Source organism: Bradyrhizobium sp. AZCC 1719 (genome assembly GCF_036924525.1).
In the GTDB taxonomy this organism is placed as follows: Bacteria; Pseudomonadota; Alphaproteobacteria; order Rhizobiales; family Xanthobacteraceae; genus Bradyrhizobium.
In genome coordinates, this window is sequence record NZ_JAZHRU010000001.1 from 4660431 (window position 1) to 4686511 (window position 26081).

The following is a 26081-nucleotide window of genomic DNA, read 5'->3' on the forward strand; positions in this document are numbered from 1 at the left end:
GGCGCGCGGCCGCGTTGAGCGAGCCGCGTGCCATCTTTCGGTGATGTTCTTTGGCCGTGCGGCAGCAGCCAGTTGAGCATGAGAGGTGATTTCAGTACCATGACCCTTCTGGATTCAGTTTTCCGTACATCCACGAAAAGTTTTGAACCCTATTGACGCGTACGATACGAAGGGACTTCGACTTCTTTGCTGGCTGGGACTACACCAAGATCGGCTACTACCTTGAGAGGGTATTGCCCAACCGGACGGGCGCTTTCGATGGAGACGTTTCCTCCCGCTTTCGCGACCAGCGACTGCAGGCGTTCGAACTCGCCGCACCAGATCGTCTCCATGTCCCGATCGCGGCTCGCGTCCCGCGCCGCGGCAGGATTTCCAATACCGACGGCTCTTACCTGCATGACATCCGCTTGCGATCCGCCCGAAAGTTCGACGCCATACTCCGGATTGGCAGGCTTTCTTAGAACGATCCGACCGTCCGAGACCCAAGCCGTCATCATCCCTTCGGAGACCTCATAACCGAGGCTTGCGAGCCCCTCCAAGACGGCGCGTCGCCGCTCCTCCGCAGCCATGGAGCGGACTTCGGCCTCGATCAGGAAGTCGGCGCGTTTGACGAGTTCCTGGTCATTGGCGCCGGACTTCGCAATGGCCCGCTCGATCTCGCAGCGCAGCGCGGCCGCTTCGACCGATTTCATCTCCGACAGTTCGGCACGCCGGTCAGCAAGATCCCGTTCGAGGCGTGCGTGCTCGCGCCCGGTCTTGATCGCAGAGTTGAGATCGAGGAGCAGGCTGTCGGCAACGAGAGCCTGCCGGGCGCGCGGCTCGGCCTCGAGAGCTGCGATGCGGGCGGAATAAGGACTCGGATCGATCCCAAGGCCAGCAAGTTCCCCGAGGAATTTGTCCACCTTCAAAAGCGCCTGATCGTCGTTTGTGCCGGTTTGGTGGGAAGTCCACTCCTCGATCGTGAGACGACGGTCGCCGGCACCGAGCCGGTCGGCGAGCGCCCGCTGACGGTTGGTGATGGCTCCGGAGCCGTCTGTTGGTTGAAGCAGCATTAGCCCCTTGCTGACCGCCTGGTTGAGGCTTTCGACGGACGCCGCCGGGGTCGTAAGCTCGCGTCGAAGGTCGACGGGAATTTCGATGCGGGAAGTCTCGAATCTCGCGAGCAGTGCCTGGGCGGCGGACTTGGCACGTCTTAGATCGCCCTTGCGCTTCGCTTCAGATTCTGCGGCCCTTTCCGCACGTCGCTCCGTATCGGCGTTCAAATATGAGATCTCGGCTACGACCTGCTTTTGAAGGTCCGTGAACCTGTCCGCGTCGAGCATACGGCGGATTTCGTCGCGTCGAGCGATAACCCGATCGATATCTGACTGATCGATCGTCCCGTTGCGTTTGCAGGTCGAAGTCCAAATTTCGATGGCCACGTCCAGGCGCGCCAAGTTGCGGCGGCAGATTGAGATGATTTCCGCGCGGGTGACTATCCGGAAGGCTTTCGGACCACTCATTGGTATCCTCCTCCGTTATGTAGGGCGTTTTCGACGGCTTCCTTGAGGCGCTGACGCTCCTCATCCCGGGAATGGGTCCACGCGTACGACGAGACCCGGTGAATGAACGGGACCGCTCCATTCAGAACCTTCGGTCGCCAGACCTCGCGCGCTCGGGCTCTTTGGAGCAGCAAGTGCCGCGGAGCGTCGCACTCTACGCCTAGCGCATACAGACCCGTGCGAGGATCGGTGATCGCGAAATCGAGACTGAACGCGCCACCATCGCGCGCCTTGGCCGGCTTCCATCCGCTGGTCTCCAGAAATTTCTCGACGGATTTCGTGAAGCCATCGTCCACGAGACTTTCATATTCGCGATCCGCGCTTTTTTCCGTCACGAGGCGTTCGAGCAAGGTCCTGCCGGAGTCTGCCGATCCCTCCGAAACGGTACGAGCGTATTCCAGGTAACCCTGAAGATAGTCCCGAGGTACACGCGGTCCGCCGCGTCGGATCAGGAGGTCGGAAATCTCGGATACCGGCATGGACGTGACGATGACGACCTTTTCTCTTGCCCTGGTCACGGCCACGTTCAAGCGCCGCTCGCCGCCGGCATGACCGAGTGCTCCGAAGCTCTTGCGGAAAACGCCGTGCTCATTGCGTCCGAAAGTGGTCGAGAACACGATGATGTCGCGCTCGTCGCCCTGAACGTTCTCCACGTTCTTGACGAAGAAGCCCATATCCTCGCCGCCTTCGACGCGCTCACGCTCCCGCATCAAGGCATCGCGAAACGCCTCGTCGTTTTCGGCGCGCTCTTCCAGCGCATCCTCGATTGCGTCTGCCTGCTTGCGATTGAATGTCACGACACCGACTGATGGCGGCGAAGCGTCCTCCCAGAGGCTGCTGAGATACTCCACCACATCGGAGGCTTCCTTGGGATTGGTCTGGCTCTTGTAGATGCCGTCCGAGCGGAGAACCTCGATAGGTTTGATCCTCCGGATCGTTTCGTCGGGGTGGCGAACCGGCACACTGAGACCGTTCGCGTAGAACGAAGCGTTCGAAAACGAGATGAGCTCGCGGTATTTCGAACGATAGTGGACCTGCAGGGTTCGACTTTGGAGGGCAGAGCGCGCAAGCTGGAGCAGGTCGGGACAATCCTTGATCTCCCGCCGATTCCACGTTTCCGCGAAGGCTTCGCGTTCCTCTTCGGTCGCTTCCTCCTCCGGCTCCTCGCCATCGAAGATTGCCGCTTCGTCGTTCTCAACCTTGCTCGCGAAGAATGTCGTGGGCGGCATCTGCTTCTCGTCGCCGCTCACGATCACGATCTTGCTCCGGAATAGCGATGGCAACGCATATTCCACCGGCATCTGGGAGGCTTCGTCGAAAATAACGGTATCGAACGTGCCGGGACGCGCTTGCAGCACGCGGCTCGCGATGTCGGGAGTCATCAGCCAAACCGGTCGCAGCGCGAAAAGGCCAAGCGGAGCGGCTTTCTCGATGAACTCTCGAAGTCGCAACGCCCTCGGTCCGCGAAGTCGAGTGATCGGTTCCCACTCTCGCGTCGGATGGACGCGGCTGACGTCGATGCCGTGGATCAGAAGCTCCCTGTTGCAATCCCTGATCTGCGCGTCGGCTTCGGCAAGCGACGTCACCTTCGCTTCGACCGCTCCGCTATCGAGGAGGACCTCCGGATTGGCGGCTTCCATCGCGCTCTTCCAGGCCAGCCGCGCCTCCCGTCCGATGGTTGCACGGATGCAAGAATCAAGATCGCCGGTACCGATCGATGAGAGTTCAGCTTCCTTCGAGCGAAGAGTGCGGAAGATAGCGCGTTCCTTGTCGCCGAGACGAACGGAGCGGAGCCGAAATTCCTGGTAGGGCACCAGCATCGGTAACGCTTGGAGTATTTCGGCGAGGGCGGCCTCGTTTGATCGGCCGCCGTCGATCGTCGCGCGTCGCGATTCGATCCAATCCGCGTCAAAATATCGGGCAAGATCATCCAGCGCCGCATGGCTTTGCTGCCGGACATCCTGTCTTCTGAGGGCACGATCCGCCCGCCCGAAGAACCAGTCAATCCCTTCGACCTTTCCGGTCATGGCTGCCCGGTCGAGCTCAGCCCGGTTGGGGCAGTCGTCTATGACGGTCACGAGGTTGTGGACGACCGCAAGTATCGAATGCAGGTTCCTAGAAAATTCGGCGAGTTTGCCGGGAGCAACGTCGTGATCGGGAGCCTTGCCGAAAAGCGCGGTGAGATATCCGGCCAACTGCGTTCTCAGCGGCCTGAGCACCAACTCCAGTTCGGCCCCACGATGGAAAGACGAGATGGCTCGGTCGTCGTCGGCAAAACTCATGGTCGTCAGCAGAGCGCGAAGACGACGTTTTCGAAACCAACGCATGGGATTGATCATTGCCAATCCCTTCGCTGGCTGGAGTACCGCTGCTGCCATTTCCGAAGTGGATCTTAGCTCGTCGTCGTGGACTCTCACCAGCTTCCGAATCTGCTCCGGCTGGTGGGCCGATGGATCAAGCGAAGCGAGGCGTTCCTCAAGCCAAACGAGGCCGGCGAGCATATTGGTGCCCTTGGACCGGCCGCCCTCTGGACTTCTAAACATAGGAAGCCAGCGTCCGAGATTGGCGCAGAGGCCCTCGCTGATCGAGCGAAGCTTCTCGGCCGTCCGAAGCCATTGTCTGAAGGCGTCAAAATCTGAAATCTTCAACGAGTCCGCGGTCTCCGCTTCCGCGTTCTCGCGTCCTGCCTCCAAGTCCGAGAAGGCACGAAGGGACGTACCGAACTCCTCCGCCGTTCCGCGGTCCGGGTTGAAGACCTTGAGAGAGGATAGGGCATTGCCCTCGAATTTGGCCGGAAGCCAATATCTCGCAAGCGGTCCGCAATTCTCCTCGACCGTTGCGATGTCTGACGGATGCAAGTCCGATAGTAGCGAACGAAGCGCCGGCGCACCGATTGGCTTCGGCTCGTTTTCCTCGATGGCCAGGAGTTCGCCGAGCAATGACCGATAGGTCAATCCCGTCCGATTTTCGACTTCGTGCAAGGCGGCCTGTTGACGATCGAGTTCCGCTTCGAGCACGTCGATGCGAGCCGCCAATCGCTCGCGATCGCGCTTCCAGGCGGGCGAACCGCCCGCGGGACGACCATGTAGGGCTTCGACCTGGGAACGGATCGAGCCGACGATAGCCTCGCGATCTCGCGTCGCGTCCGTGATCATGACGAAACGGTCACCAAGCCGCTCTCTTTCGAGGCGCTTCCTGACGACGTCAATTGCCGGTTGCTTCTGGCAAATCACAAGCAGCGATTTGCCCCTGCCGATCGCGTCCGCCACCATATTGACGATGGTTTGGCTTTTGCCCGTCCCCGGTGGCCCCTCAATGACGAGGCCTGGTGCCTGTCGAGCTTCGATCACCGCCGCCTCCTGGGAGGGGTCGCTGTCGGCTGTGAAGTAGCGATCGATCTCCCGTACCGGGGCCGGCGTCGGCGGCGCCGACTTTTGATCCGTGAGACGGAGTGCTGCCTCGAGCGCGGTCGCCGTTGGCGGCATTCCTCTCAAGAGCTGGAGATCCTTCATGACCGCCTGCCCCATAAAGGCGAGATGAAAGAGCACGGCTGCCGGCACGACTTGTCGTTCGTGCGAGCCGACCTTCACGTCCTTCCGGGGAAGGGGTGTCAACTCGCTTCCCATCGGCGAGGCGAGCTGGCTGAACGCGTCCATCACATCCTGAATCGTAAGACTGCCGCGGGTGAGCAGCTCGTCCGCCGCTTCCTGCCATCGTCTTGCTTCGGGAATTCCCACCATGCCTTCGAGGGCTGGGTTGACGACGACGTGTTCGGCTTCCGTCTCGGCGTTCTTTTCGCGTCCGTACCCGATCGTAACATGACCGCGGTTTCCAACTTCGGGCGACACGCTGACTGGCCAGAGCAGGACGGGCGCGATCCTCGGCTTCGTGTTCGGCTTCCCGTCTCGCATGAGGAGGAACGGAAATCCCATGTATAGGCCGTCGATCCCGGTATCTCGCTTGTAGAGCAGTGCATGCGAATGGAGAGATCGCAGTCTGCGTTCCAGTCCCTCGTTCTCGGAAAACGCGGCAGGATCGACGTTCACTGCTCGACCCGCTCTGGCCAAAAGAAGACTAAGGATTTCCGATCCCGGCAATCGCGGCGTATTCAACTCGGTCAGATCTATTCTCGCGGTTTTGCCGATGAGCATCCGCGTCAGCGGCCCACGCAGTACGCCGCCTGATATTCTTTTCGCGAAAAAATCAAGAATGGTCGAAACGTAGCCTTGCTTGGGAAGCGGCTTCCACGTGTCTTTCGGAACAGAGAGAAGTGCGAGCGCCCGACCGATCGGCATGCGTCGGTCAAGACGAAATTCGTCGGCCCATTCGTCGACAGTCGAAATCCCGCACCTGGCGAAATTTTGTATACGCTCGTCGACCGCCTGGTAGATTTCACGACGAGGCCGCGCGAGTCGCGCCGCAGCCTCCTCCTTCGAAAAGGCGCTCAAGCCTGCCGATGAAGTCTGCTTGGCTGCCTCCTCGATCACCTCCTCCACCGAGCGGAATTGGCTCGGCGATGCGCTGAGGAGAATTATCAGATCCTCTTCGGCCGACTGTCGCCGCTCCACGAGCGAAACGATGCCCGCATGGTCGGTGTCGGGAAGCAACCTCCGCTTCTCCTCCCACAGAGCCGACAAACGGGCCATCGACGTCGAGAGGAGGTGCACGCGAAGCAGGTCCTCCTCGACTTCGATATCGAGTTGTTCCAGGCGCTTCCGGACAGTCTCGGCGCGCAGTTTCAGGCGCCAAAGCAAATCGTCCGCATCGACCTTTCGAAGAAGATCTGGAGCCGGGCCAGTGATGAGGCTGAAGCCGTCGTCGGGATGGTCGAGCAGCCAGCCTGGGGTAACAATGTTTCCCCGGACAATCAAAGGCATGGACGGGTTCAGTGTCTTCAACGAGATCGATAACTTCAGATCTTCGTTCAGTTCCTCGACCCGTGCGAACTGTCGCAGCGCCGCGGGCACTTTGGCATCGAAACCCGCCTCTGTAGCCCAGGTTGCCACCGCTCCTCGCAGTAGAAGGCCTCTTGCCTCATCCCAGTTGGATGCTTCGGCAGCGGCAAGAGCGAACGAGCCGGCCGACCTGTACTGCTTGCCGCCGAGCGTGATGGATGCCCGACCCTCCGCTTCGCCGGCTTTTTGTCCTGCAGGCACTGACACTGCTTCGCCCGCCAGCCAGGCCTGAACTTCCTTCCATTGCCACCGCTGACGGCGATCACTTGCGAGAAGGCCTCGAAGAAGCAGGTCCATGGAAGGATCCAGATTCTCCGGCAACGGCACGCCGTTGGTCAGCACGTGGATCAGGAAGGCCTGCTCGTTGATGCCTTCGAAGCAGGCTCCTGCGGTGATCCGCTCCAGCAGGATCATCCCCATGCTCCACCAGTCCGAAGCCGCCGCTACGCCGCCCGCAATCGCTTCAGGCGCCATGTAGCGGGTCGTTTCAAGCGGAGAGGCGATGTCGAGGTCGAATTCCGAAAGCCGTGCGGAGCCGAAGCTGCCGATAGCGAGGTCGAGCGGATCCCGGGAGCGGACGAAAATGGTGGTAGGGCGGAGGTCTCTGTGGCGCAGGCCTGCCTCGGTCAGCGAATGTACGGCTCGGGCAAGTTCGCTGATGAACCTCTCCAGCGCCGTCCGATCACCGACGTCCAGCGACAGATCCGCGACGGTGCCGCCCGGGAATTCTTCTACGACCTCATAAGCGCGCTCGCACCATCGACCGGTCGTGATTATTTCCGCGACGTGATCGCGCGGAACTTTTCGCAGCAGATCGTAGATCGCTCCGTCCGGTTCGGACGCGGTCGCATATAGCGTAAGCACTCCGCGACGTTCGCTGGAGTCCTGCACGGCCGTATAGCGTTCACGAACCGTACTTGACGACTCGATCCTGTCGAGGAGACGCCAGCCGTCGATGATTGTCTCGGTCGGCGATGGTTCGGTATCTGGCTCGGGTCTTGGCTCGGGTTGTGGAGCGGGCGATGCCGGTTCGTCGAGAATTTCTCCGCAGGTGCTGCAGATGAGATCGCCCGGCGAATTGGCGTGCCCGTTGCGACAAGCCGGATTGGCTGGCGTCGGCGCGGGAGGGACAGACGCAGGTTGCGGCCGGCCAGGTAACGTCACATCGACCGACGACAGATCCCATCCGCAATTGTGACCATCGACCGTGCCTTCGCAGAAGTACTCAGTGACGGGACGTTCGGTTTGGCAGTTTGGGCAAAGCCTAATCATGCCGGGCGAGCCCGCATGGAAGGAATGCGCTTGTCCTCGGAGGTGTCGAGTGTCGATCCATTGCTTTCGAGTAATTCCTGCAGTCTGCGAAAATCATTGCGCGCGGGTATACCGGCAAACCAGACGTCGCCGTTTTCGTCGAACATGACGTCGACGGACCGATCCCGCTCGTCGGCCAGGCGCTCGAAGCTGGCGAACCGGGCGCGGCCTTTTTCCGTGATGAAGTGAAGTTCCTGATTGTCGCTCCCTCGCAGAGCAAGCGTCTGCGTTTTCTCGAACTCGAAAGGCCCCGTAACGAGGGCATCGATCGTAGCAGGGGGCGTGCCAACCGTGTTGCGGATGTGCATCCACGGATATCCGGTGAAGACGAGTATGTCAGCCTCGGTCTTCGACCTGATTCGTGTCGTTAGATCCAACAAAGCGTCGGGCTGATCGAAAGGCTCGCCTCCGGAGATGGTGATGCCGTCGGCCTTCGAGATCCACGGAATGATGGAATTGACCACTTCTTCGACCGTCGTGTTTCCTCGTCCTTCGACCCAGGTGTCCATGGAAATGCAGCCCGGACAACGGATGGAGCAACCCTGAAACCAAATGCCAAGTCTTCGGCCAGGCCCTAAAGTCGTCACGGGAAAATGGATACGCGATACGGAGATGCGGACAGTCATCTCAAGGCTCTCTTTCGAGCCGCAGCGTCGATGATGCCCCGGTTTGAATTTCTAGAACCTGATATCGGCTTCCTGCTTCTGCGCCGCTGTCGAACAGACTGCGCGACAGCGGGTTGATGAGATGGGCTTCGACGTGATTGCGTATACCGCGACCGCCGTTCGAAAGATCCGCCAGGCACAAACCACGCAGCGTCGCGCGGGCCTGTTCCGACAGTGTCACCTCGTAGCCTAGCGATTTGACGTCGTTCAGCAGGTTGTCCACCATCTGATCGAAGATTTCGTTCGCGACATCTCCGCGAATGAAATCGAAGACGATCACGTTCTCGCCGATGCGATTCAGGATTTCCGGACGGTTGAGCACTTGCTTGAAGTGTTTTTCGATCTCGCTGCGGACCTTCCGTTTGACCGCATCGAACGTCTCCTCCGGCGTCACGTTCGCGATCCGCTCGCCCGTGGGGCCGGGCGCGTAGATGCCGAGATTGGACGTGAAGACGATGAACGCTTCGGAGAAGTAGACGCGATCCCCTCGTCCCGAGGTGAGAACGCCGTCGTCCAGGATTTGAAGGAATTTATCGAGGATCCGCGGGTGCGCCTTCTCGATCTCGTCGAAAAGGACGACGCTAAAAGGCTTTTCTCGGATCGCGTTCGTGAGCTCGCCTCCGACGTCGTATCCGACGTAACCGGGTGGGGCACCGATCAAACGCTGATCGGAATGCTCTGCGCTGAACTCGGACATGTCGAAGCGGATGTATGCGCTGTCGTCGCCGAAGAGCAGGCTCGTGATGGTCTTCGCGAGTTCCGTCTTGCCGACGCCAGTGGGACCGGCAAGGAAGGCGACGCCCCTTGGCCGGCCTCCCCTCGGCGATTGCCCGATGCCGGTGACGGCGCGCTTTACTATGTCGAGCATGTGAGTGACGGCGTGGGCCTGTCCCTTCACGCGGCGTCTTACGAACTCGTCCGCAGAACTGATCTTGTCATGGCTTATTTTGCGCCACGGATCTTCGGTGACGCCGACCTTGAAACGCCGAACCGCATCGGAGATGCGATCGAACATGACGTTTTCACTTCGGGAGAGTTGTGCGATCGCGCTAAGATCGAGAAGCAGAAGTCCTTCCGTTTCGTCGACGAATCCGTTGGTCGACTTCTCCAAATCGGCTGGGGCGGCGATTTGAGCGCCGGGTAGTCCCCGCATCAACGAACTGATCATGGTCCGCCTGGCCAAGTGGTCGGGCCGACCGATCGGAATGTGCCGAATACGAGGATTACCGATCAGGAACCAGTCCGGAAGGTCTCCTTCCTTGTCCACGATCCAAATCACGGTGTTGAAGTAGGGCTGACGACGATCGCCGGCCGGACGAGCCCGCGCCGAGTGAGAAAGTATCAACGCACGGGAAAACAACTGGTGTTCGGCCGGAGAAAGGGCCTCACTGCGCGTAATCAAGCGCGATGCGAAGTCGATGATGAGGGCCGAAGGCGGGCCGTCGGAAGGAACGTGTCGTTCGAGAGCCGAGGCCAACAGATCGATGCCGCCGGCAGCGGTTCCGTTCGTGGTCGTCAGCCCAAGATGCATCAGAAAGCTATCGTCGGAGGGTTCTAGGGCTCGAAAGCCGTTCAAAAGATCAAAGCTGGCGATCCGACCGTAGCCGGCGTCCTTCAGAGCGTCCGGTAATGCTCTGGCGAGGGATACGGATGTGATCTGGCCGGGTGCGGCCTCATGGATTTGGAGGTCCCGGGTATTGCCCGACAGGACGAACTGGCTTCGCAAGGGCAGAAACCGGAGCAAATCGCGCAGCCATCTCGCCTTCTCGACCGTACCAGCCCCCACCGAATTGACCCCCGTCTACACTCTTTGCGCGACTATAGTAGATTACTCGCCTCTTTCGAGCCCGATCGCCTAGGAAAATGGCATAATTGTCGCACGCTAGACGACCGAATCGGGTCGTCGGCGAACGGCATTGTGGTGGGAAATGCAAAACGTCGGCGGGAATTTGCACCTGAGTTCGACCGACCTGGTCGGACACCTGAACTGTACGTATCTGACGGAACTCGACCTCAAAGTAGCCAGGGGCGAACTCAAGAGGCCGAAGATCTGGGATCCGGTGCTTGAGACCCTTGCCGAGCGCGGCGCCGCACACGAGCAGGCCTTCATCGATCACTTGAAGACGCTCGGCATGGCCGTGACGGTCATCGATGGGTTTGGGCTCGATCCCAAATCCATTTCGGCAACCTTGGAGGCCATGTCTCGCGGCGATGCGGTCATCGTTCAAGGCGCGCTGCAATCGGGAACGTGGAATGGTCGGGCCGACGTGCTTCGCCGCGTGGATACGCCGAGTCGGTTCGGTACCTGGTCGTACGAGATAACCGACACGAAGCTCGCGCGGGAAACGAAGGGGAATACGGTTCTTCAGATCTCACTGTATTCGGACATGCTTTCTACGATGCAGGGTGTCGAGCCGACTTCGGCCCACGTCGTGACCCCAGGTACGAATTTTGAGCCGGAAACCTACCGTGTCGCCGACTACTCGGCCTATTACCGGCATGTGAGGGCCAGTCTCGAACGAGCGGTCGCTGATGGCGCCGGCACCGCCTATCCCGAACCGATCGAACACTGCGAGATTTGCCGGTGGCGCCGTGATTGCGACGACCGCAGACGGCGGGACGACCACTTGTCACTGGTGGCCGGTATCAGCAAGTCGCAGATCGGCGAATTGACCAGACGCGGAGTCGGCAGCGCGGCCGCGCTCGCTGCAATGCCCATTCCCCTGGAATGGAGGCCAGACCGCGGAGCTGCCAAAAGCTACGAAAAAGTCCGCGAGCAGGCGAGAATTCAGGTCGAGGGCAAAACGAGCGGCACGATGAAGTACGAACCGTTGCCGCTGGTCGCCGGTTTCGGTCTGTCGCGCCTTCCCGAGCCTTCTCCGGGCGACATATTCTTCGACTTCGAGGGTGATCCTTTCGTGGGAGAAGGCGGGCTGGAATTTCTGTTCGGCTACTCTTTTCTCGATCGCGGAGGGAAGCAGACTTACGTGGGCGACTGGGCCTCCGACCGGCGGGAGGAGCGGGGCGCATTCGAGCGTTTCGTCGATTTCGTGACCGAGCGCCTTAAATCCTATCCCGATCTACACATCTACCATTTCGCGCCGTACGAGCCGGCCACGATGAAGCGCCTGATGGGGCGTTACGCCACGCGCGAGAACGAAGTCGACAACCTCCTACGAGCAGAGATCTTCGTCGATCTGTTCGCCGTCGTCCGCCACGGAATTCGTGTCAGCGTGGAGAGCTATTCGATCAAAAAGCTGGAGCCCCTGTACTCGTTCACCCGCAGCGTCCCGCTGGAGGACGTCGGGACCGTCATGGCGAGGACGCAGGCGCGGCTCGAAATGGCGGACGCCGCTGGCGTTCCCGACGCGGACAAGGCTACGATCCGCGGCTACAATAAGGATGATTGCGACTCGACGGCCGCGCTGAGGAAGTGGCTCGAAGCGCTGCGCGCCAGCCTTATCGCCAGCGGCGAAGTGATCGAACGGCCGGTCCCAAAACCTGCGGAAGTCAGTGAAAAGCTCGGTGACTGGCAGAAGAGGGTGGCGGAACTCGTCGGCCGGCTTACGGGAGGTATCCCAGACGACGTCGCCGAACGGACGGCCGAGCAGCAGGCTCGTTGGCTACTGGCATTCATGATGGACTGGCACGGTCGGGAGAAGAAGGCTGTTTGGTGGGAATATTTCCGGCTTCGCGATCTTTCCGTCGAGGATCTTCTTCACGAACGTGCCGGTCTCTCCGGGCTTACGTATCTGGAAACCGTCGGTGGGAAGAATAAAACGCCTATCCATCGTTACAAATTCGATCTTCAAGACACCGATCTCCGGCCGGACAGCGAGCTTAGAAGCGTCGGCGGCCAGAAATTCGGTAGCGTTGTCGCCATTTCGCATGAAGATCGGACCATCGACATCAAGAAGCGCGGCGACACGGCGGATTTCCATCCCGAAGCCGTCTTCGCCCACAAATCATTGGATCGCGATGAACGTCCCGAGTCCCTCCTTCGGCTGGGACAGTACGTGGCGGAAAACGGGATTGAAGGAGCCGGCGAACACCGCGCTGCGCGTGATCTTCTCATGTCGACCGCTCCGCGGCTGCGGGGACAAAGCCTGCAGGTCGAGGGCGAGGTTATTTTGAACACGGCCACCCGGGTTGCGCTTGCGTTGGACCAGAGCGTCTATCCAGTTCAAGGGCCGCCGGGAGCCGGGAAGACATTCACCGGCGCGCGCATGATCTGCGCACTTGTGCGCGCCGGGAAACGGGTGGGGATAACCGCCAATAGTCACAAAGTCATTCGCAATCTTCTCGACGAGGTCGTCAAGGCTGCAGGCGAGGAGGGTCTCCCGATCCGCTGCGTTCAAAAGGTCGACGAGAAACATCAAGAAGACGATCTCGACAACTTGATGTTCGTCAAAAAGAACGAGCAAGCCCTCGATGCGATTCGGACGAGCTGTGCCGTCGGCGGAGGGACATCGTACTTCTGGGCGCGGCCGGACGCACGACTTTGCGTCGACGTGTTGTTCATCGACGAAGCCGCGCAGATGGCTCTCGCGAACGTGCTGGCCGTCGCACAAGCTGCGCAAAGCGTCGTTTTGCTTGGGGACCCGCGACAACTGGAGCAGCCGATTCAAGGAAGTCATCCGGATGGCGTCGGAGTTTCCGCGCTGGACCATGTACTCGGACACCATGCCACCATTCCGGCCGATCGGGGTCTATTCCTCGACGAGACATGGCGGCTCCATCCGCTCATCTGCGCCTTCAATTCAGAATTGTTCTACGAAGCCCGTCTGAAGTCCCGGCCGGGACTGGAACGGCAGGAAATCAAGGTCAATTCCGGACTGAACGGCTCGGGCCTTCGGTACCTACCGGTCCAACACGACGGTAATCAGAGTTCGTCGCCGGAGGAAGCCGATGCGATCCGTGACCTCATCGGGGATATCCTGGAGTCTGAAGCGACTTGGGTTGATCGAAAAGGCAACGAGTCCCGGATTTTGCTCGACGATGTCCTGATCATCGCACCGTACAATGCGCAAGTCTTCGAGCTGCAGGAACGAATTCCAGGCGCCCGCATCGGTACGGTGGACAAATTTCAGGGACAGGAAGCTCCCATTGTCATCTATTCCATGGCGACCTCTAGTCATGCGGACGCACCGCGCGGAATGGAATTCCTCTACAGTGCCAACCGACTGAACGTCGCGGTTTCTCGAGCAAAGTGCATCTGCATCGTGGTCGCGTCACCACGCCTATTCGAGGCAGAGTGTCGGACGCCTCGCCAAATGCAACTCGCTAATGCGTTTTGTCGGTACGCCGAATTGGCCACCGTATTGTAAGGAGTTGCTGCACTATTGCATCGACGGGATTTATTAGCCGTAAGCTATCTCCTCGGCAGTGATGCGCCTTATTTTCCAAAGCCGCAACCATAAATCTTGCGACGGGACGGCTTGCCAGAATCGCTATGCACCGCCACTCAAGAACTCCACGCCACTACTCAAGTGATGCAGGATTAGAATCATCGTGCCGACCGAAACTCAACTCGTCCGCAGAAGCGAAGGGTCGAGCGAAGGCAGTCTCATCGGATTGAACGGCGCCAAGTCGACGCTTTGTGCTGCGCCATCAGCGATCAACTCGGCAATTGCTTCGCCTGTCGCTGGTGAGTTCAGGATACCCCAGACATTGTGCCCGGTGGCGACATAGAGTCCCTCGCTGCGTGGGACTTTGCCAATCAGTGGCAAGCCGTCATGTGTGACCGGACGGAAACAGGCTTGCCGCGCAACGATCCTTTCTGGGCGGAAGACCGGCGACAATCGTTCGGCGATGGCCTGCAGGCGACCGATGGCCTCTGAATCCGGCTTTACCGCGGCGGGGTCGATCGGCAGCGGGACCACGTCGGATAGAGCCGTAATGTGGGTGCTGCCGTCTGCGCGCGGAAACACCTCGACGCTCACCATGTCGCCGGTCTCGGTCTCGTCGTGATAGTCTAAAAATAGTGCGTGTGGGGGAACGTCTGCGCCGGTGTCGTAGACAAGACTGGGACTACGCTGCCCGAAAACGGCCGGCAAGCTCATCCATTCCGCCGCCAGCAATGACCACGGTCCCATGGCGACAACGACGGCGTCTGTCTCAAGGATGTCGCCATCAACTTCGACGCCCCGCACAGTCGTGGCGTGGGTATGCCTCACCACGCCAGTCGCGCGGCCGCGGCGCAGTTCGGCGCCGCGGGCTTGGGCGGCGCGCATCATAGCGGAGGTGAACATGCGGGGATGAACAATTGCCGTCGTCTCAGTGGTGCTTAAATGCGACCCAATAACAACGCCGTTGGAGAGCCAATCAAGCTCCGAAGGTTTCTGGCGACGCGGGTCGCGCTCGGAAGCTACGAAGCCGCTGTAAGCGGTCATAGGACGATAGCCCCAATCGTCGGCGATCTCCTTCGGCAATGCAGCGTGCAGCTGGAAACTGCGTCGGGCCAGTGCGTCTAGCGGCGTGCCAGCGCACCAGTCGAGTGCCAGAAATCCGCCAGCCTTTCCTGATGCTGCGGCGGCAACCTCAGTGCTCTCAACCACGATCACTTGAGCGCCGCGTCGGCTGAGGAAGTAGGCTGTGCAGGCGCCCACTACGCCACCGCCGCAAATCACAACCCGCATGGTCTCTCCACTTGCAAGCTATCAAAAACGCCGAGAAGGTCCAGGATGCTAACGCGTCGGCTGTCTCTTTGTCTCCTTGAGTTTATCGACGCACCTTTAGAGACAGGCGTGTCCGCCGTCGGAACGACCATGCTCGCGCACGTGGGCGCTGATGAAAGGGCCGACACAACCCGGGCCTCTGGCGTGCAGTTCCAACGGTTTGGAACCAAGAGTCAACGAAAGGAGGGCTGTATCTTGAGACTAATCACGCCGGTTGACCGATGCCATCACGTACACTGGCCGGATGCTTACCGCGTTGGCCCATTCCGGTTCAAATCCCGAAATCCAGTTGCGGCTCCGTGTCGTTGCCGTCTTGCAGGGAAGACAGCGAGACTCCCAGGAGGCGCACTGCTTTTGAAAGGGGCATGGCGTCTTCCAGCAGGCCGATCGCCAGACGCGCGAGATCATCGCGGTTCGCGACAGGTGCAGACACGGATCGGCTGCGCGTGATAATCTCGAAGTCGGCGAACTTCACTTTAAGTGTGACCGTTCGCCCCCGGGCGCCCGCCGACTCGCAATGTCGCCAGACCTTCTCTATCAGCGGTTGGAGCTCCGCCACCATCGCGTCGAATTCTCCGAGGTCGGCAGAGAACGTGTTCTCGGCGCCGACCGATTTGCGGATACGATTGGCCCGTACAGGGCGCTCGTCGATGCCGCGTGAAATCCAATAGTAATAGGTGCCGGACTTGCCGAAGTTCTCCTGCAGGAACGCGAGGGACTGGTTGCGAATGTCGAGACCGGTCCAAATCCCGAGGGCGTTGAATTTGGCGGCGGTTGCGGGCCCGATGCCGTGAAACTTCCCGACCGGCAGCGTCTCCACGAAAGTCGGCCCCATCTCCGGCGAGATGACGTACTGCCCGTTAGGTTTGCGGTGATCGGAGGCGAGCTTCGCCAGGAACTTGTTGTAGGAGATGCCCGCCGACGCGTTCAGGCCTGTTTCCGCCTTGATCTTCTCTCGTATCCGCAGCGCAATGTCTCTGGCCAGCAGGATGCCTTGCAGGTTTTCGGTGACATCGAGGTAGGCCTCGTCGAGCGAAAGCGGCTCGATAATCGGCGTGTGCTCGGCGAAGATCTCGCGAATCTGTCGGCTGATCGCTTTGTAAACTTCGAAGCGTGGCTTGACGAAGATCAGATCCGGACACTGGCGTTTTGCCGTGACCGACGGCATGGCCGAGCGAACGCCGTACTGGCGCGCTTCATAGCTCGCGGCAGCGACGACGCCGCGTTCGGCCGAACCGCCCACTGCCACCGGCTTGCCGCGCAGGTCCGGATTATCGCGCTGCTCCACCGACGCGTAGAAGGCATCCATGTCGATATGGATGATCTTGCGGTGAGGCGCGCTCGAAGCGCTGTGTTCCGGATTGGGAGGGACCATGGTCGGATTGTACAGGGCACCGCAAGTCAAGTCGCGGCCAAGTCAGCCTCAATCCGCCGACGGGCATTCAGGGCAGGTGTCGCCGATCGAGTCCAGCACCTCGGCGATCGCGACGGTAGCCGCTTGCGACGAAACGCCGGCCGGCGGATCGGTCCGAGCGATCTGGAATGCGCGGTCGCGGGCATGCGGATCGGCGCGGTCCTGCATCCACCCATGCTCCTCGCATTCGCGAATGGCGCCGGCCTCGCTGAGCACCGAAATCGCCCAGCCGCGTAGCGTCCGGATCGCTGGTTGCTTTTCCTTCGTCATCAGCATTCGAAATCGCTCCTACCGGGCGAATCCTCACGCCTCGCCGTCCGTTCCGGGCTGCTAACACAGGTCACGGATTCCGAATTGCATGGCTATTGCTTTTCCACGTGTTCCGTCCGCCTGTGCAAAAGGTCAAGCGGCCAGCACAGGATCTTCCTTTTCGCCGGTCGCAACGATCTTTAGCGCCTCATCCGGCAACGGCCGCTGGAGCGCCTTGGCCTCGTCCCAGGGGGCGCGCAGCCAGACATCGTACTCTTCGGTTGTGGTCAGGATCACCGGCATTGCCTTCGGATGGACGCGTTCCACCTCGGCATTCGGCTTGCAGGTCAGGAAGGCGTAGACGTCGATCGTGACTTCTCCTTCTTTGGCCTTCCGGACGCTGGTCCAGTTCGTCCAGAGGCCGGCGAACGCCAACAGCGGGCGGCTTTCGTCTGGAGCGAACCATACCGGCACCTTCTTGCCATCGATCGTGTCGTACTCGCTGAACGACGTGAAGGGGACCAGGCAACGGTGCTCGGTTCCGAGCCACTGCTTCCAATGCGCGCTGCCCACATTTCGGATGTTGGTGGTGCCACTGTCCGGCTCCATCCGCAGCAATTCCTTGAAATCGACCGGCTTACCCTTGGCCTCGAGCCTATCGGCTCGCTTCTTGGTGGCGTCCAGGAGCGCCTCCTGGGAGGACGGCATGCCCCATCGAGCCATGACGATCTCACGACCGTCCGGCGCGTTACGAACGATCGGCGCTGGGTAGTCCGGAAAGATGCCGGGCATTGAAGGCAGGTTGCCAACGCGACTGTTGAGTGCGCTGAACAGGCGACGGATCGCGTCAACGTTCTTGGTCATCGAATAGAGATTGCACACGTTCAGTCCTCCGGAGGCACGTTGCGCGGCCGCTGAGTTAGTTGCAGCAGCGTCGCCGAGGGGCGCCGGCCCGCCTTAGCGCATTTCTGACAGCGCAGCCTGCCGGCGAGATCATGAACGAAGGTTGTCGGTGGGTGGGGTAGGGCAGCGAGATCGACCTGGCTCGGCGCCTTGCAGCGCGAGCACTCGATCTGAAGCCAAGGATAGCCGCCGCTTATCGCCTGGTCGACGGTCGGTGAGGGATCGATCGGTTCTCCGTCCGCCCACATCCGCTCGTTCCAGCTTTCAGCCAGGAGCCGATCGGCCTGGCGGATCAGTGCGTCTCCCTTGGCGCGCAGCTCGTCCGACTGCGCGGCCAAAATGCCTGTCATCGCCCGCGCCTTGCCGAGCTCCTTCTTCAAGGCCTTACGGTCTCCGCCGGACAGAGGCGTCGGATGATGGGGGGCCATCCGGAACGACGCCGGGCTCTGATCAAATGGGCTCGAAGGTCGGCCAGCAGCCGTCTTCCTCATGGCGGCCAGTCCGGTTCTGGCAAGTGTTGTCGAGCAGTCGTTGCCCGACCTCCCTCCAGCTGGCTTGCTGCCCATACAGGCGGATGGCATCTGCCTTCTGGATTTCGACAATGCGCTCGCACCTGCAACAGGACACCCGCAGGACATGCTGCGGGATTTCGGAGAGGCGCTGCCCTTCGCTCTGTTGTCCCAAAGGTCTGTTGCCGACATAGGCATCATTCAGCACGGCCTGCCAATATTCGTCCGGCATCTCGTCCTGTGGGCCAAGCGGGCGCTCCCCCGGGGCTTTACCTCCGATCGAAGCGGCCAGCTTTTCCATTTGTTTCGGGGTAGGCATCCGCCAGCCCGCGGGTCGATCGCTCATGGCATAATTAGAACACAACAAGAACAAATGTCGAGTCCGACCAACGGCGGATGGGAAATGATTTTTCTGGTCGCGAGGGGCGTATCCAAATTGAGAGCCGCAAAACAGGGACGGAGTGTCGGAACCAGCCCCTTTCGATCGTCTTGAATCCGAGCTGCCCCGAAAACGGAGTACTGCGTACATGGCCCCCCGCGCCAACTGGAAAGGCTTTCTGCGTCTGTCCCTCGTCACGTGCCCGGTCGCGCTGTATCCGGCCACCTCCGAGTCCGAGAAAATCTCGTTCAACCAACTCAATCGGCAGACCGGCCATCGCATCAAATACCTCAAGGTCGACGCGGATACCGGTGACGAGGTACCGAACGAGGACATCGTCAAGGGCTACCAGCTCGAGAAAGACCAATTCATCGAGGTGACCAAGGAAGAGCTCGAAGAGCTCGCGCTGGAGTCCACACGCACCATTGAGATCGACGAGTTCGTCGAGAAGTCCGAGATCGATCCACGTTACTTGATCCGTCCCTACTACCTGCGTCCGGACGGGAAGGTCGGTCACGACGCCTTCGCGGTCATCCGCGAGACCATCCGCGAGATGAACAAGGTCGCGATCGGCCGCGTGGTGTTGACCAATCGCGAGCACATCATCGCGCTTGAGCCGCTGGACAAAGGGTTGGTCGGGACACTCCTGCGGTATCCCTACGAAGTGCGCTCCGAACACGAGTATTTCGACGAGATCCAGAACGTTAAAATTACGAAGGACATGCTGGATCTCGCCAGGCATATCGTGAACCAGAAGTCCGGACGCTTCGAGCCGGAGAAATTTGAGGACCAGTACGAAACGGCCCTGATCGATCTCATCAACCAGAAGCGTGCGGGCAAGCCGATCACGCCAAAGGAGCGGCCGCGCGGCGAGAACGTGGTCGATCTGATGGAAGCATTGCGACGAAGCGTCGGTGGGGCTGCGGTCGAAACGAAGGCCACGAAGAAGCCGGAGAAAAAGCCACGCAAGGCGGCAGCCGGACAGAAGGAAATGTTGATGCCGATCGCCGGTAAAAAGGCGAAGGAAACGGCGGCGAAGAAGCCGGCAGCCAGGCCGCAGCGCAAGTCGGCCTGATTGGGATACCGTGTGATCGGAGAAAACAAGGGCGTGAGCGTTCTCGACTACCAACACTGGTAAGAGGGGGAAGCCGGCCTCCAATGTTCGCGCTCACATTCCTGGGGACGTCGGCAAGCGTTCCGTCGGCTGATCGGAATCATCCTGGTCTCCTCGTCGAGGCCGGAAGTCACCGCATTCTGGTGGATTGCGGAGAGGGGACGCAGCGGCAGCTGCTGCGCAGCGGGGCGGGCTTTCGAAGGCTCGATAGGCTCTTGTTGACCCACGGCCATTTCGACCACGTGCTTGGCATTCCCGGTCTCTTTTCGACCCTGCGGCTGCGACAGAGCGCTGATGTCATGACGATTCATGCAAGCCCGGCCACACTCGAAGTCGTCGTCGGGATGCTCGCCGGCCTCTGGGGCGAGGGAAGGGCACCCATTCCACTCGAACTTGTTCCGCTGACGGCAGGTCAGGTCATTGACGGAGGCGAGTTCACAATTGCCTGCTTCCCGGTCCGCCACCGCGATACCGAGAGCTTCGGCTTCTCATTTGAAAGTCGGGCTCGCCGTCACCTTCGGCCGGACCGGCTCGCCGCCCTCGGTGTACCCGACGGTCCGGTGCGCAAGGAGCTGGCGGGAGGAAGACCGGCGACACTCGCGGACGGTAGGACAATTGATCCCGAAGGCGTCCTCGGTCCGCCAGAGCGGCGCAGGAAGCTCGTCATCGTGGGCGATGCCGACACCACCGAGGGATTGGCCGAACTGGTTCGTGGCGCAGACGTACCGGTGATCGAGGCTACGTTTCTGGACCGCGACGCGGCGATTGCGCGCGACTACGGACATCTCACCGCAGGTGAAGCGGCCGCGCTTGCGGCTATGTGCGACGTGAAGCAGCTCGTCCTGACTCACATTTCCGGGCGCTATTCCGATGAGGACCTATTGGCGGAGGCCAAGAAGACGTTTCCAAATAGCCGGATTGCGATGGATTTCGATCATATTGTGATCTAGCCGGCCGCTGCGGAGTACATGCATGGCGAAGAAGCTGAAGACCTACGAGACATCATTGGGCTTTTTCGATTTGGCGATAGCGGCGCCTTCGATGAAGGCGGCTTTGGAAGCCTGGGGCGCGGACAGCAATCTTTTTCACCAAGGCGCGGCAAAGCAAAGCGAGGATCCCGACGTAATCGAGGCGACCATGTCGGCGCCGGGGGTCGTTCTGAAACGCCCCGTCGGGTCCAGCGGGCCCTTCAAGGAGCACGCCGAACTGCCTACCGATCTCGCCGGCGACCACGGTTCGAAGACGTCAGGCCGCAAATCGCAGGGCCGAAGGGCACCGAAGCCCCCAAGGCGAGGAAACGACCAGGCGGCCGACCGGAAGGCCGCCATCGCTTTCGAAAAGGAGCACAATCGCCGCGAGCGCGAACGCGCGAAGGAAGAAGCCGCCCGCGAGAAGGAGCGCGAGCGACGGCAGCACGCCATCGACAAGGCACAAGGCGCCTTGGACGCAGCCCGTCGGAAGCACGAAGAGAAAGCAGCCGGCATTCGAGCCGAGCTGGAGGCTCTCGAGGACGAGTCGCAGGCCGAAGAGGCGCGTTGGGAGAAGGAGATGACGCGATTGGAAGCTGCGTTGCGACGGGCGCGAGGGTAAGCAGCCACTATCTGGAAGCAACCGGTGAGTGGATAACCATGACACCGCGGCCCGTCACTTGCTCGATACGATTGATACTCTGGTGAACGGTGAGCGCCGCAGCCTGTTGCTCTCCAACAAAGCGATTAGCGCATCCAGCGCTTTCGGGCGGAGCAAAGCTGTCCCTGGCCCCTGGAGGAACCGGTCGCTCCTCATTGCGTTTTCCGCCCGGAGCGTTGATCCATGGGCAATGCGCTCGTCATTCGCCGCAATACCCAACTGGCAAAAGCCCAGAAGGCGCTTCGCGCGGCGCAATACGTTCGAATGTCCACCGATCTTCAGCGCTATTCGACCCAGAACCAGGCGGCCGCCATCGCGGCATACGCGCAGCAACGAAACCTTACTATCGTTCGGACTTATGTCGACGAAGGGCGCAGCGGAGTGAGGATCAACCGGCGGCCGGCCCTCGCCGAACTTATCAAGGATGTTCAATCAGGAAACACGGACTTTGAGCACGTTCTGGTTTACGACGTCAGCCGATGGGGACGCTTCCAGGATGTCGATGAGAGCGCGCATTATGAGTTTGTCTGCAAGCGAAGCGGCGTCAAGGTTGCCTATTGCGCTGAACAATTCGAAAACGACGGAAGCCTTCTGTCGAGCATCTTAAAGAACATCAAGCGCGTAATGGCGGCTGAGTTCAGCCGGGAGCTTGGCGTCAAGGTGCACGCCGGCCACTGCCAAATAGCGGGCCTTGGCTATCGCGTTGGTGGCTCGCCCACGTTCGGGCTCGGCAGGGAGATGGTCGATGAGGAGCAACGCTCGAAAGGTCGGCTGGCGAAGGGCGAGTACAAGGCCCTGAAAACGGACCGTGTGCGGCTTCGGCTCGGTTCTGACGAAAAGATCGCGATAGTCAGATGGATATTCCAGCAGTTCGTCGTGGAGCGAAAGACCGACGTTGAAATCGCACGGCAGCTCAATAGGGCGAATATCCCCAATCACCATGGGCGTCCTTGGTCCTACCTCATGGTCCACTACATTCTCAAGAACGAGAACTATATCGGAAACATCGTTTACAACCGCACCTCGCGGCGCCTTGGACAGAAGCAGGTCAACAACCCTGATCACCTGTGGATTCGGACCTCATCGGTGGTCGCTCCAGTGGTTGATCAAGACCTCTTCGCGCGCGCCCAAAAAATCATGACCGAGCGGTATATCTCAATCCCGGAAGACCAGATGCTGCGCAGGCTCCGTCTCACGCTCGGTCGCAAAGGAAAGCTTAGCTCCAGTATCATCAAAAACGCGCCCGGACTTCCTTCTCCCGCATGTTACGTCAAGCATTTCGGCTCGATAAGAAACGCCTACAAGCTCATCGGCTATGAAGGTTCGCGCGACTGCAGATGGTTCGACGTGCGAGATCACTGGACCGAGGTTTTGTCAAAGCTCGCAACACAGGTTGCGGAGGCGCTAAGGACCGATCTCGGGATTCGCTTGAATCCAATCGGCGATGGTACGGGGCTGGCACGGCACGGACGCAGAAAGATCATCTCGTTTCAGGTGGTCCGGAAAATGGCGAAGAGAACTCCAAACCACGTTGCGCTATGGAGAGCCCACCTGAGGAAGGAGCGATCCGAGCTGTGTGTTTACTTGCGACTGAACGACTCCAACGAGGTGGTTCAAGACTATGTATTGTTGGCCTCAGCGGACACTACGACGCCTTACCTGACGCTGTCAGATGGCCTTTTAGCTCGCCACCAGGCCGTTCGCGTCGACACCGTTAGCGAACTTATTCGGGACATCAAAGCGAGATTTATATCGGCCAACCGTGTCTCGCCAACCAGGCCAAGACGAAAGAACAAGCGAAAGAAACCAAGCCGGCCCAAAACCAGGAACGTCCGCGCGCGGCACTAATGGAACGCAGATAGAGAATTGCGCCCAATACCTTGCCGTAGTTTCTCCTGAAATCGCCATTGAGCTTCGAAATCTCGACGAGCTCGGAACACTGGTCGGACATTACATTCTCCCTGGAAACATCCCAGGTGCCCCATAGAACACTGATTTGCCTGACCGGTCAAATGAAAATTCTGATTTTCCGAAGTTGAAAAAGAGGCCGCTTCCGATCAGTTAGATGGCCTTTGCGCGAGCGGCAAGTGCCGCACCGGGCTCTCGTGAACCGAGCCGCGCGGCGTCTCGGCCATTCGGCTTCGATCCCTCGCGCGATCATGAGTCGCTCGCCGGAGGCACTCGCTTTCGGGGCCCGCCGTCATTTCATTCCGGCGTCGCTATCACTGCCCCTCTGCGGGTGCCTTCTTAACCGGTCTCGCGACTGCAGTCGGTCCCGCGTCCCGCCGCGGTTCGCGCGTCGGCGCTATGCTGACGCTCCTGCGGCTGCCTCTTTTGTTTTGTCGCCCGCAGGCGAATTCGCTCGCACTGCACGCGTCCTTCACTGAGGGACTAAGGGGCGCAGCCCCTCGCGCGCGCCAGCGTAAAGCGCCGGCAAGCGCCGGCGCCGACCCGCGCGGTCTCCCCGGTCTTCCGCGCTTCTCGGATCTCCACGCCCGAACGCTTGGCACGCGCTTGTGCAGACCCGCTCTTCGAGCGGCCCTGTTAGGGCGGGCGATCCCCCTCCGCCCGGGTCGCCCTGGCACTTGCTACCCCCGGTCTCGCCGACGGGCAGGGGCGCAGGCGCGGAGTGCGCCTTGCACCCATGAAAGCAAAGGAGATCGATCATGTCGGCCAAGCGCGTTGAAACCAATCCTGAGAGCGCAACCGGGATTCTCATTCCGCTCAACAAGCTCAAGAAGTCGCCGAACAACGCGCGGAAGACGCCGCATAGCGAGGCGGCGATTGAAGCCTATGCGGCGAGCATCGCCGCCAAAGGCATTCTGCAAAATCTTGTCGTCGAACCGGAGCTTGATGGGGAAGGTGCCCCCACAGGATTTTATTTCGTGACCATCGGCGAGGGCAGGCGGCTTGCCCAGCTTCTGCGGGTGAAGCGGAAGGAAATCAAGAAAACCGAGCCGATCCGCTGCATCGTCGATACCGCCAACGATCCGCACGAGATCAGTTTGGACGAGAACGTCACCCGCGAAAACATGCATCCCGCCGACCAGTTCGAGGCGTTCAAGAAGCTCGCCGACGAACGCGGGTTCGGCGCGGAAGAAATCGCCGCCCGTTTCGGCGTGACGCCCCATGTGGTGCGGCAGCGCCTTCGGTTGGGTGCGGTTTCTCCAAGACTGATGCAGGTCTACCGCGAAGGTGAATTGACCCTGGAACAGTTGATGGCATTTGCCATCACCGCCGATCACACCCGCCAAGAGGGCGTCTTTGATCGGCTATCCTATACCCGAGACGCCAGCACCATCCGCCGCCTTCTCACTGAAACCCACGTGTCCGCCACCGACCGCCGCGCGCGCTTTGTCGGGATTGATGCTTACACGGAAGCGGGCGGCACCATCCTCCGCGACCTCTTCACCGAGGATCGCGGCGGCTATCTGGAAGACGTGGCGCTTCTTGATTTTCTGGTCACCGCAAAGCTCGGGCGTGCTGCAGACGCCTTGAGAGAGGCGGAGGGTTGGAAATGGACCGAAGCCCATCTGGATTTCCCGCACGCGCATGGCATGCGGCGGACCTATCCGCATCCGGTAGAACTATCGACGGACGATCAGGCCGCGCTCGGAGCGGCGAGAGCGGAGTTCGACCGTCTCACCGAACAGCACCAGACGGCCGACGAACTCACCGACGACGTGGATGCGCGGTTCGGCGAGCTTGAAGCCGAGATCGATCGTCTGGAAGGCAAACGTCAGGCTTACGACCCCGGCCACATCGCGCGTGGTGGTGCGTTCGTCATCCTCAATCATGACGGCACGATCAGGATTGAACGCGGGTTCATTCGCCCTGGGGATGAACAACCCCAAGCCGAGTGCGAAGAAGGTGGCGATACGTCTGGCCCGGATGACACCAATGGTGACTCCAGCCAAGCTGGCGAGCAGGGAGATGGGGAGCAAGAGACCGGCGACGAAGAAGAGGAAGACCGTCCCCTGTCTGATATGCTTGTCCGTGATCTCACCGCGCATCGCACTTTGGGGCTTCGGCTCAATCTGGCTGAGCACCCTGAGGTCGCCATTGTCGCGGCGACCCACGCCCTGACAACGCAAATCTTCTATCTCGGAGCAGACGCGCATATCGTCGGCATCCAGCCGCTCAAGACCGACTTGGCGGCGCATGCCGACGGGATCGAGGATACCCCGAGCGGTAGGGCATGTGCAGATCGTCACGCCAATTGGGCAAGGCAGATGCCGCGCGACGTGACCGCCCTGTGGACGTTCGTGGCCGAACTGGATCCCGACAGCCGGCTGGCGCTGTTCGCGCATTGCGTTGCCCTAACCGTCAACGCCGTTAGATTGCCGTGGGAGCGCAAGCCGCGGACGATAGCGACGGCGGATCGTCTGGCGGAAGCCGTCTCGCTCGATATGACTGGCTATTGGCGGCCGACCGCGCGGAGCTATCTGGGACGCGTCACCAAGGCGCGTATTCTGGAAGCTGTGCGAGAAGGCGTGAGCGAGGAAGCGGCCGAGCGCATGGCCGACATGAAGAAGTTCGACATGGCGGAAGCGGCCGAACAATTGCTGGTCCCGACGGATTGGCTCCCTGTGTTGCTGAGAACGGCCAAGCCTGTTGCGGAACCGGTGGAAACGCCGAGCGATGTTGAAGGCGGCGAGGCCTATTCGGAGGCTGCCGAGTGAAAAGCCGGGCGGGGCCGCGTTAGCGGCCCCGCCTGATTGCCAAAAATTTCGGC

At 60.5% G+C, this 26081-nt stretch carries 16 protein-coding genes; 6 read left to right on the forward strand and 10 right to left on the reverse strand.

What is annotated here, in order from left to right:
* Positions 1 to 149: 149 nt before the first annotated feature.
* Genes V1292_RS21815 through V1292_RS21830 form a run of 4 tightly spaced genes read right to left on the reverse strand, consistent with a single transcriptional unit; the run spans position 150 to position 10258 of the window.
* A complete protein-coding gene (locus V1292_RS21815; protein WP_334374726.1) occupies positions 150 to 1502 on the reverse strand; it encodes a hypothetical protein in 1353 nt (450 codons plus the stop codon).
* Positions 1499 to 7768, reverse strand: coding sequence for an AAA domain-containing protein (locus tag V1292_RS21820; RefSeq protein WP_334374727.1), 6270 nt, complete (start codon positions 7766 to 7768; stop codon positions 1499 to 1501). The genes V1292_RS21815 and V1292_RS21820 overlap by 4 nt, the downstream gene beginning before the upstream one ends.
* Positions 7765 to 8433: a 4Fe-4S single cluster domain-containing protein gene (locus V1292_RS21825; protein ID WP_334374728.1), complete on the reverse strand. Its 669-nt coding sequence runs from the start codon at positions 8431 to 8433 to the stop codon at positions 7765 to 7767. The genes V1292_RS21820 and V1292_RS21825 overlap by 4 nt, the downstream gene beginning before the upstream one ends.
* A gap of 1 nt (position 8434) precedes the next feature.
* Positions 8435 to 10258, reverse strand: coding sequence for an AAA family ATPase (locus V1292_RS21830; RefSeq protein ID WP_334374729.1), 1824 nt, complete (start codon positions 10256 to 10258; stop codon positions 8435 to 8437).
* Positions 10259 to 10400: 142 nt separating this feature from the next.
* Between V1292_RS21830 and V1292_RS21835 the strand changes: the two genes are divergently transcribed.
* Positions 10401 to 13799 (forward strand): TM0106 family RecB-like putative nuclease, encoded by a 3399-nt coding sequence (locus V1292_RS21835; RefSeq protein ID WP_334374730.1) that lies wholly within the window; start codon positions 10401 to 10403, stop codon positions 13797 to 13799.
* A gap of 198 nt (positions 13800 to 13997) precedes the next feature.
* Here V1292_RS21835 and V1292_RS21840 read toward each other — a convergent pair whose 3' ends face one another.
* From V1292_RS21840 to V1292_RS21865, 6 genes are all read right to left on the reverse strand, one after another.
* Positions 13998 to 15110, reverse strand: a complete 1113-nt coding sequence (locus V1292_RS21840; RefSeq protein WP_334374731.1) for an NAD(P)/FAD-dependent oxidoreductase — start codon at positions 15108 to 15110, stop codon at positions 13998 to 14000.
* Positions 15111 to 15420: 310 nt separating this feature from the next.
* Entirely contained in the window at positions 15421 to 16524 is a 1104-nt protein-coding gene (gene dinB / locus V1292_RS21845) for a DNA polymerase IV (RefSeq protein ID WP_334374732.1), read from the reverse strand.
* Between the two features lie 48 nt (positions 16525 to 16572).
* Complete coding sequence (locus V1292_RS21850) at positions 16573 to 16839, reverse strand: hypothetical protein (RefSeq protein WP_334374733.1); 267 nt, start codon at positions 16837 to 16839, stop codon at positions 16573 to 16575.
* A 126-nt stretch (positions 16840 to 16965) separates the two neighbouring features.
* Positions 16966 to 17694 (reverse strand): SOS response-associated peptidase, encoded by a 729-nt coding sequence (locus V1292_RS21855; RefSeq protein ID WP_334374734.1) that lies wholly within the window; start codon positions 17692 to 17694, stop codon positions 16966 to 16968.
* Between the two features lie 2 nt (positions 17695 to 17696).
* Positions 17697 to 18143, reverse strand: a complete 447-nt coding sequence (locus V1292_RS21860; RefSeq protein ID WP_334374735.1) for a hypothetical protein — start codon at positions 18141 to 18143, stop codon at positions 17697 to 17699.
* Between the two features lie 22 nt (positions 18144 to 18165).
* Positions 18166 to 18570 (reverse strand): hypothetical protein, encoded by a 405-nt coding sequence (locus tag V1292_RS21865; RefSeq protein WP_334374736.1) that lies wholly within the window; start codon positions 18568 to 18570, stop codon positions 18166 to 18168.
* Positions 18571 to 18751: 181 nt separating this feature from the next.
* On the opposite strand from V1292_RS21865, the gene ku reads away from it, so the two are divergent.
* From ku to V1292_RS21890, 5 genes are all read left to right on the forward strand, one after another.
* Positions 18752 to 19678, forward strand: a complete 927-nt coding sequence (ku, locus tag V1292_RS21870) for a non-homologous end joining protein Ku (protein WP_334374737.1) — start codon at positions 18752 to 18754, stop codon at positions 19676 to 19678.
* Positions 19679 to 19761: 83 nt separating this feature from the next.
* Positions 19762 to 20667, forward strand: a complete 906-nt coding sequence (locus V1292_RS21875; RefSeq protein WP_334374738.1) for a ribonuclease Z — start codon at positions 19762 to 19764, stop codon at positions 20665 to 20667.
* Positions 20668 to 20689: 22 nt separating this feature from the next.
* A complete protein-coding gene (locus V1292_RS21880; protein ID WP_334374739.1) occupies positions 20690 to 21307 on the forward strand; it encodes a cell envelope biogenesis protein TolA in 618 nt (205 codons plus the stop codon).
* A gap of 222 nt (positions 21308 to 21529) precedes the next feature.
* Positions 21530 to 23194 (forward strand): recombinase family protein, encoded by a 1665-nt coding sequence (locus tag V1292_RS21885; RefSeq protein WP_334374740.1) that lies wholly within the window; start codon positions 21530 to 21532, stop codon positions 23192 to 23194.
* A gap of 818 nt (positions 23195 to 24012) precedes the next feature.
* Complete coding sequence (locus V1292_RS21890; protein ID WP_334374742.1) at positions 24013 to 26028, forward strand: ParB/RepB/Spo0J family partition protein; 2016 nt, start codon at positions 24013 to 24015, stop codon at positions 26026 to 26028.
* The last annotated feature ends 53 nt before the right edge of the window (positions 26029 to 26081 follow it).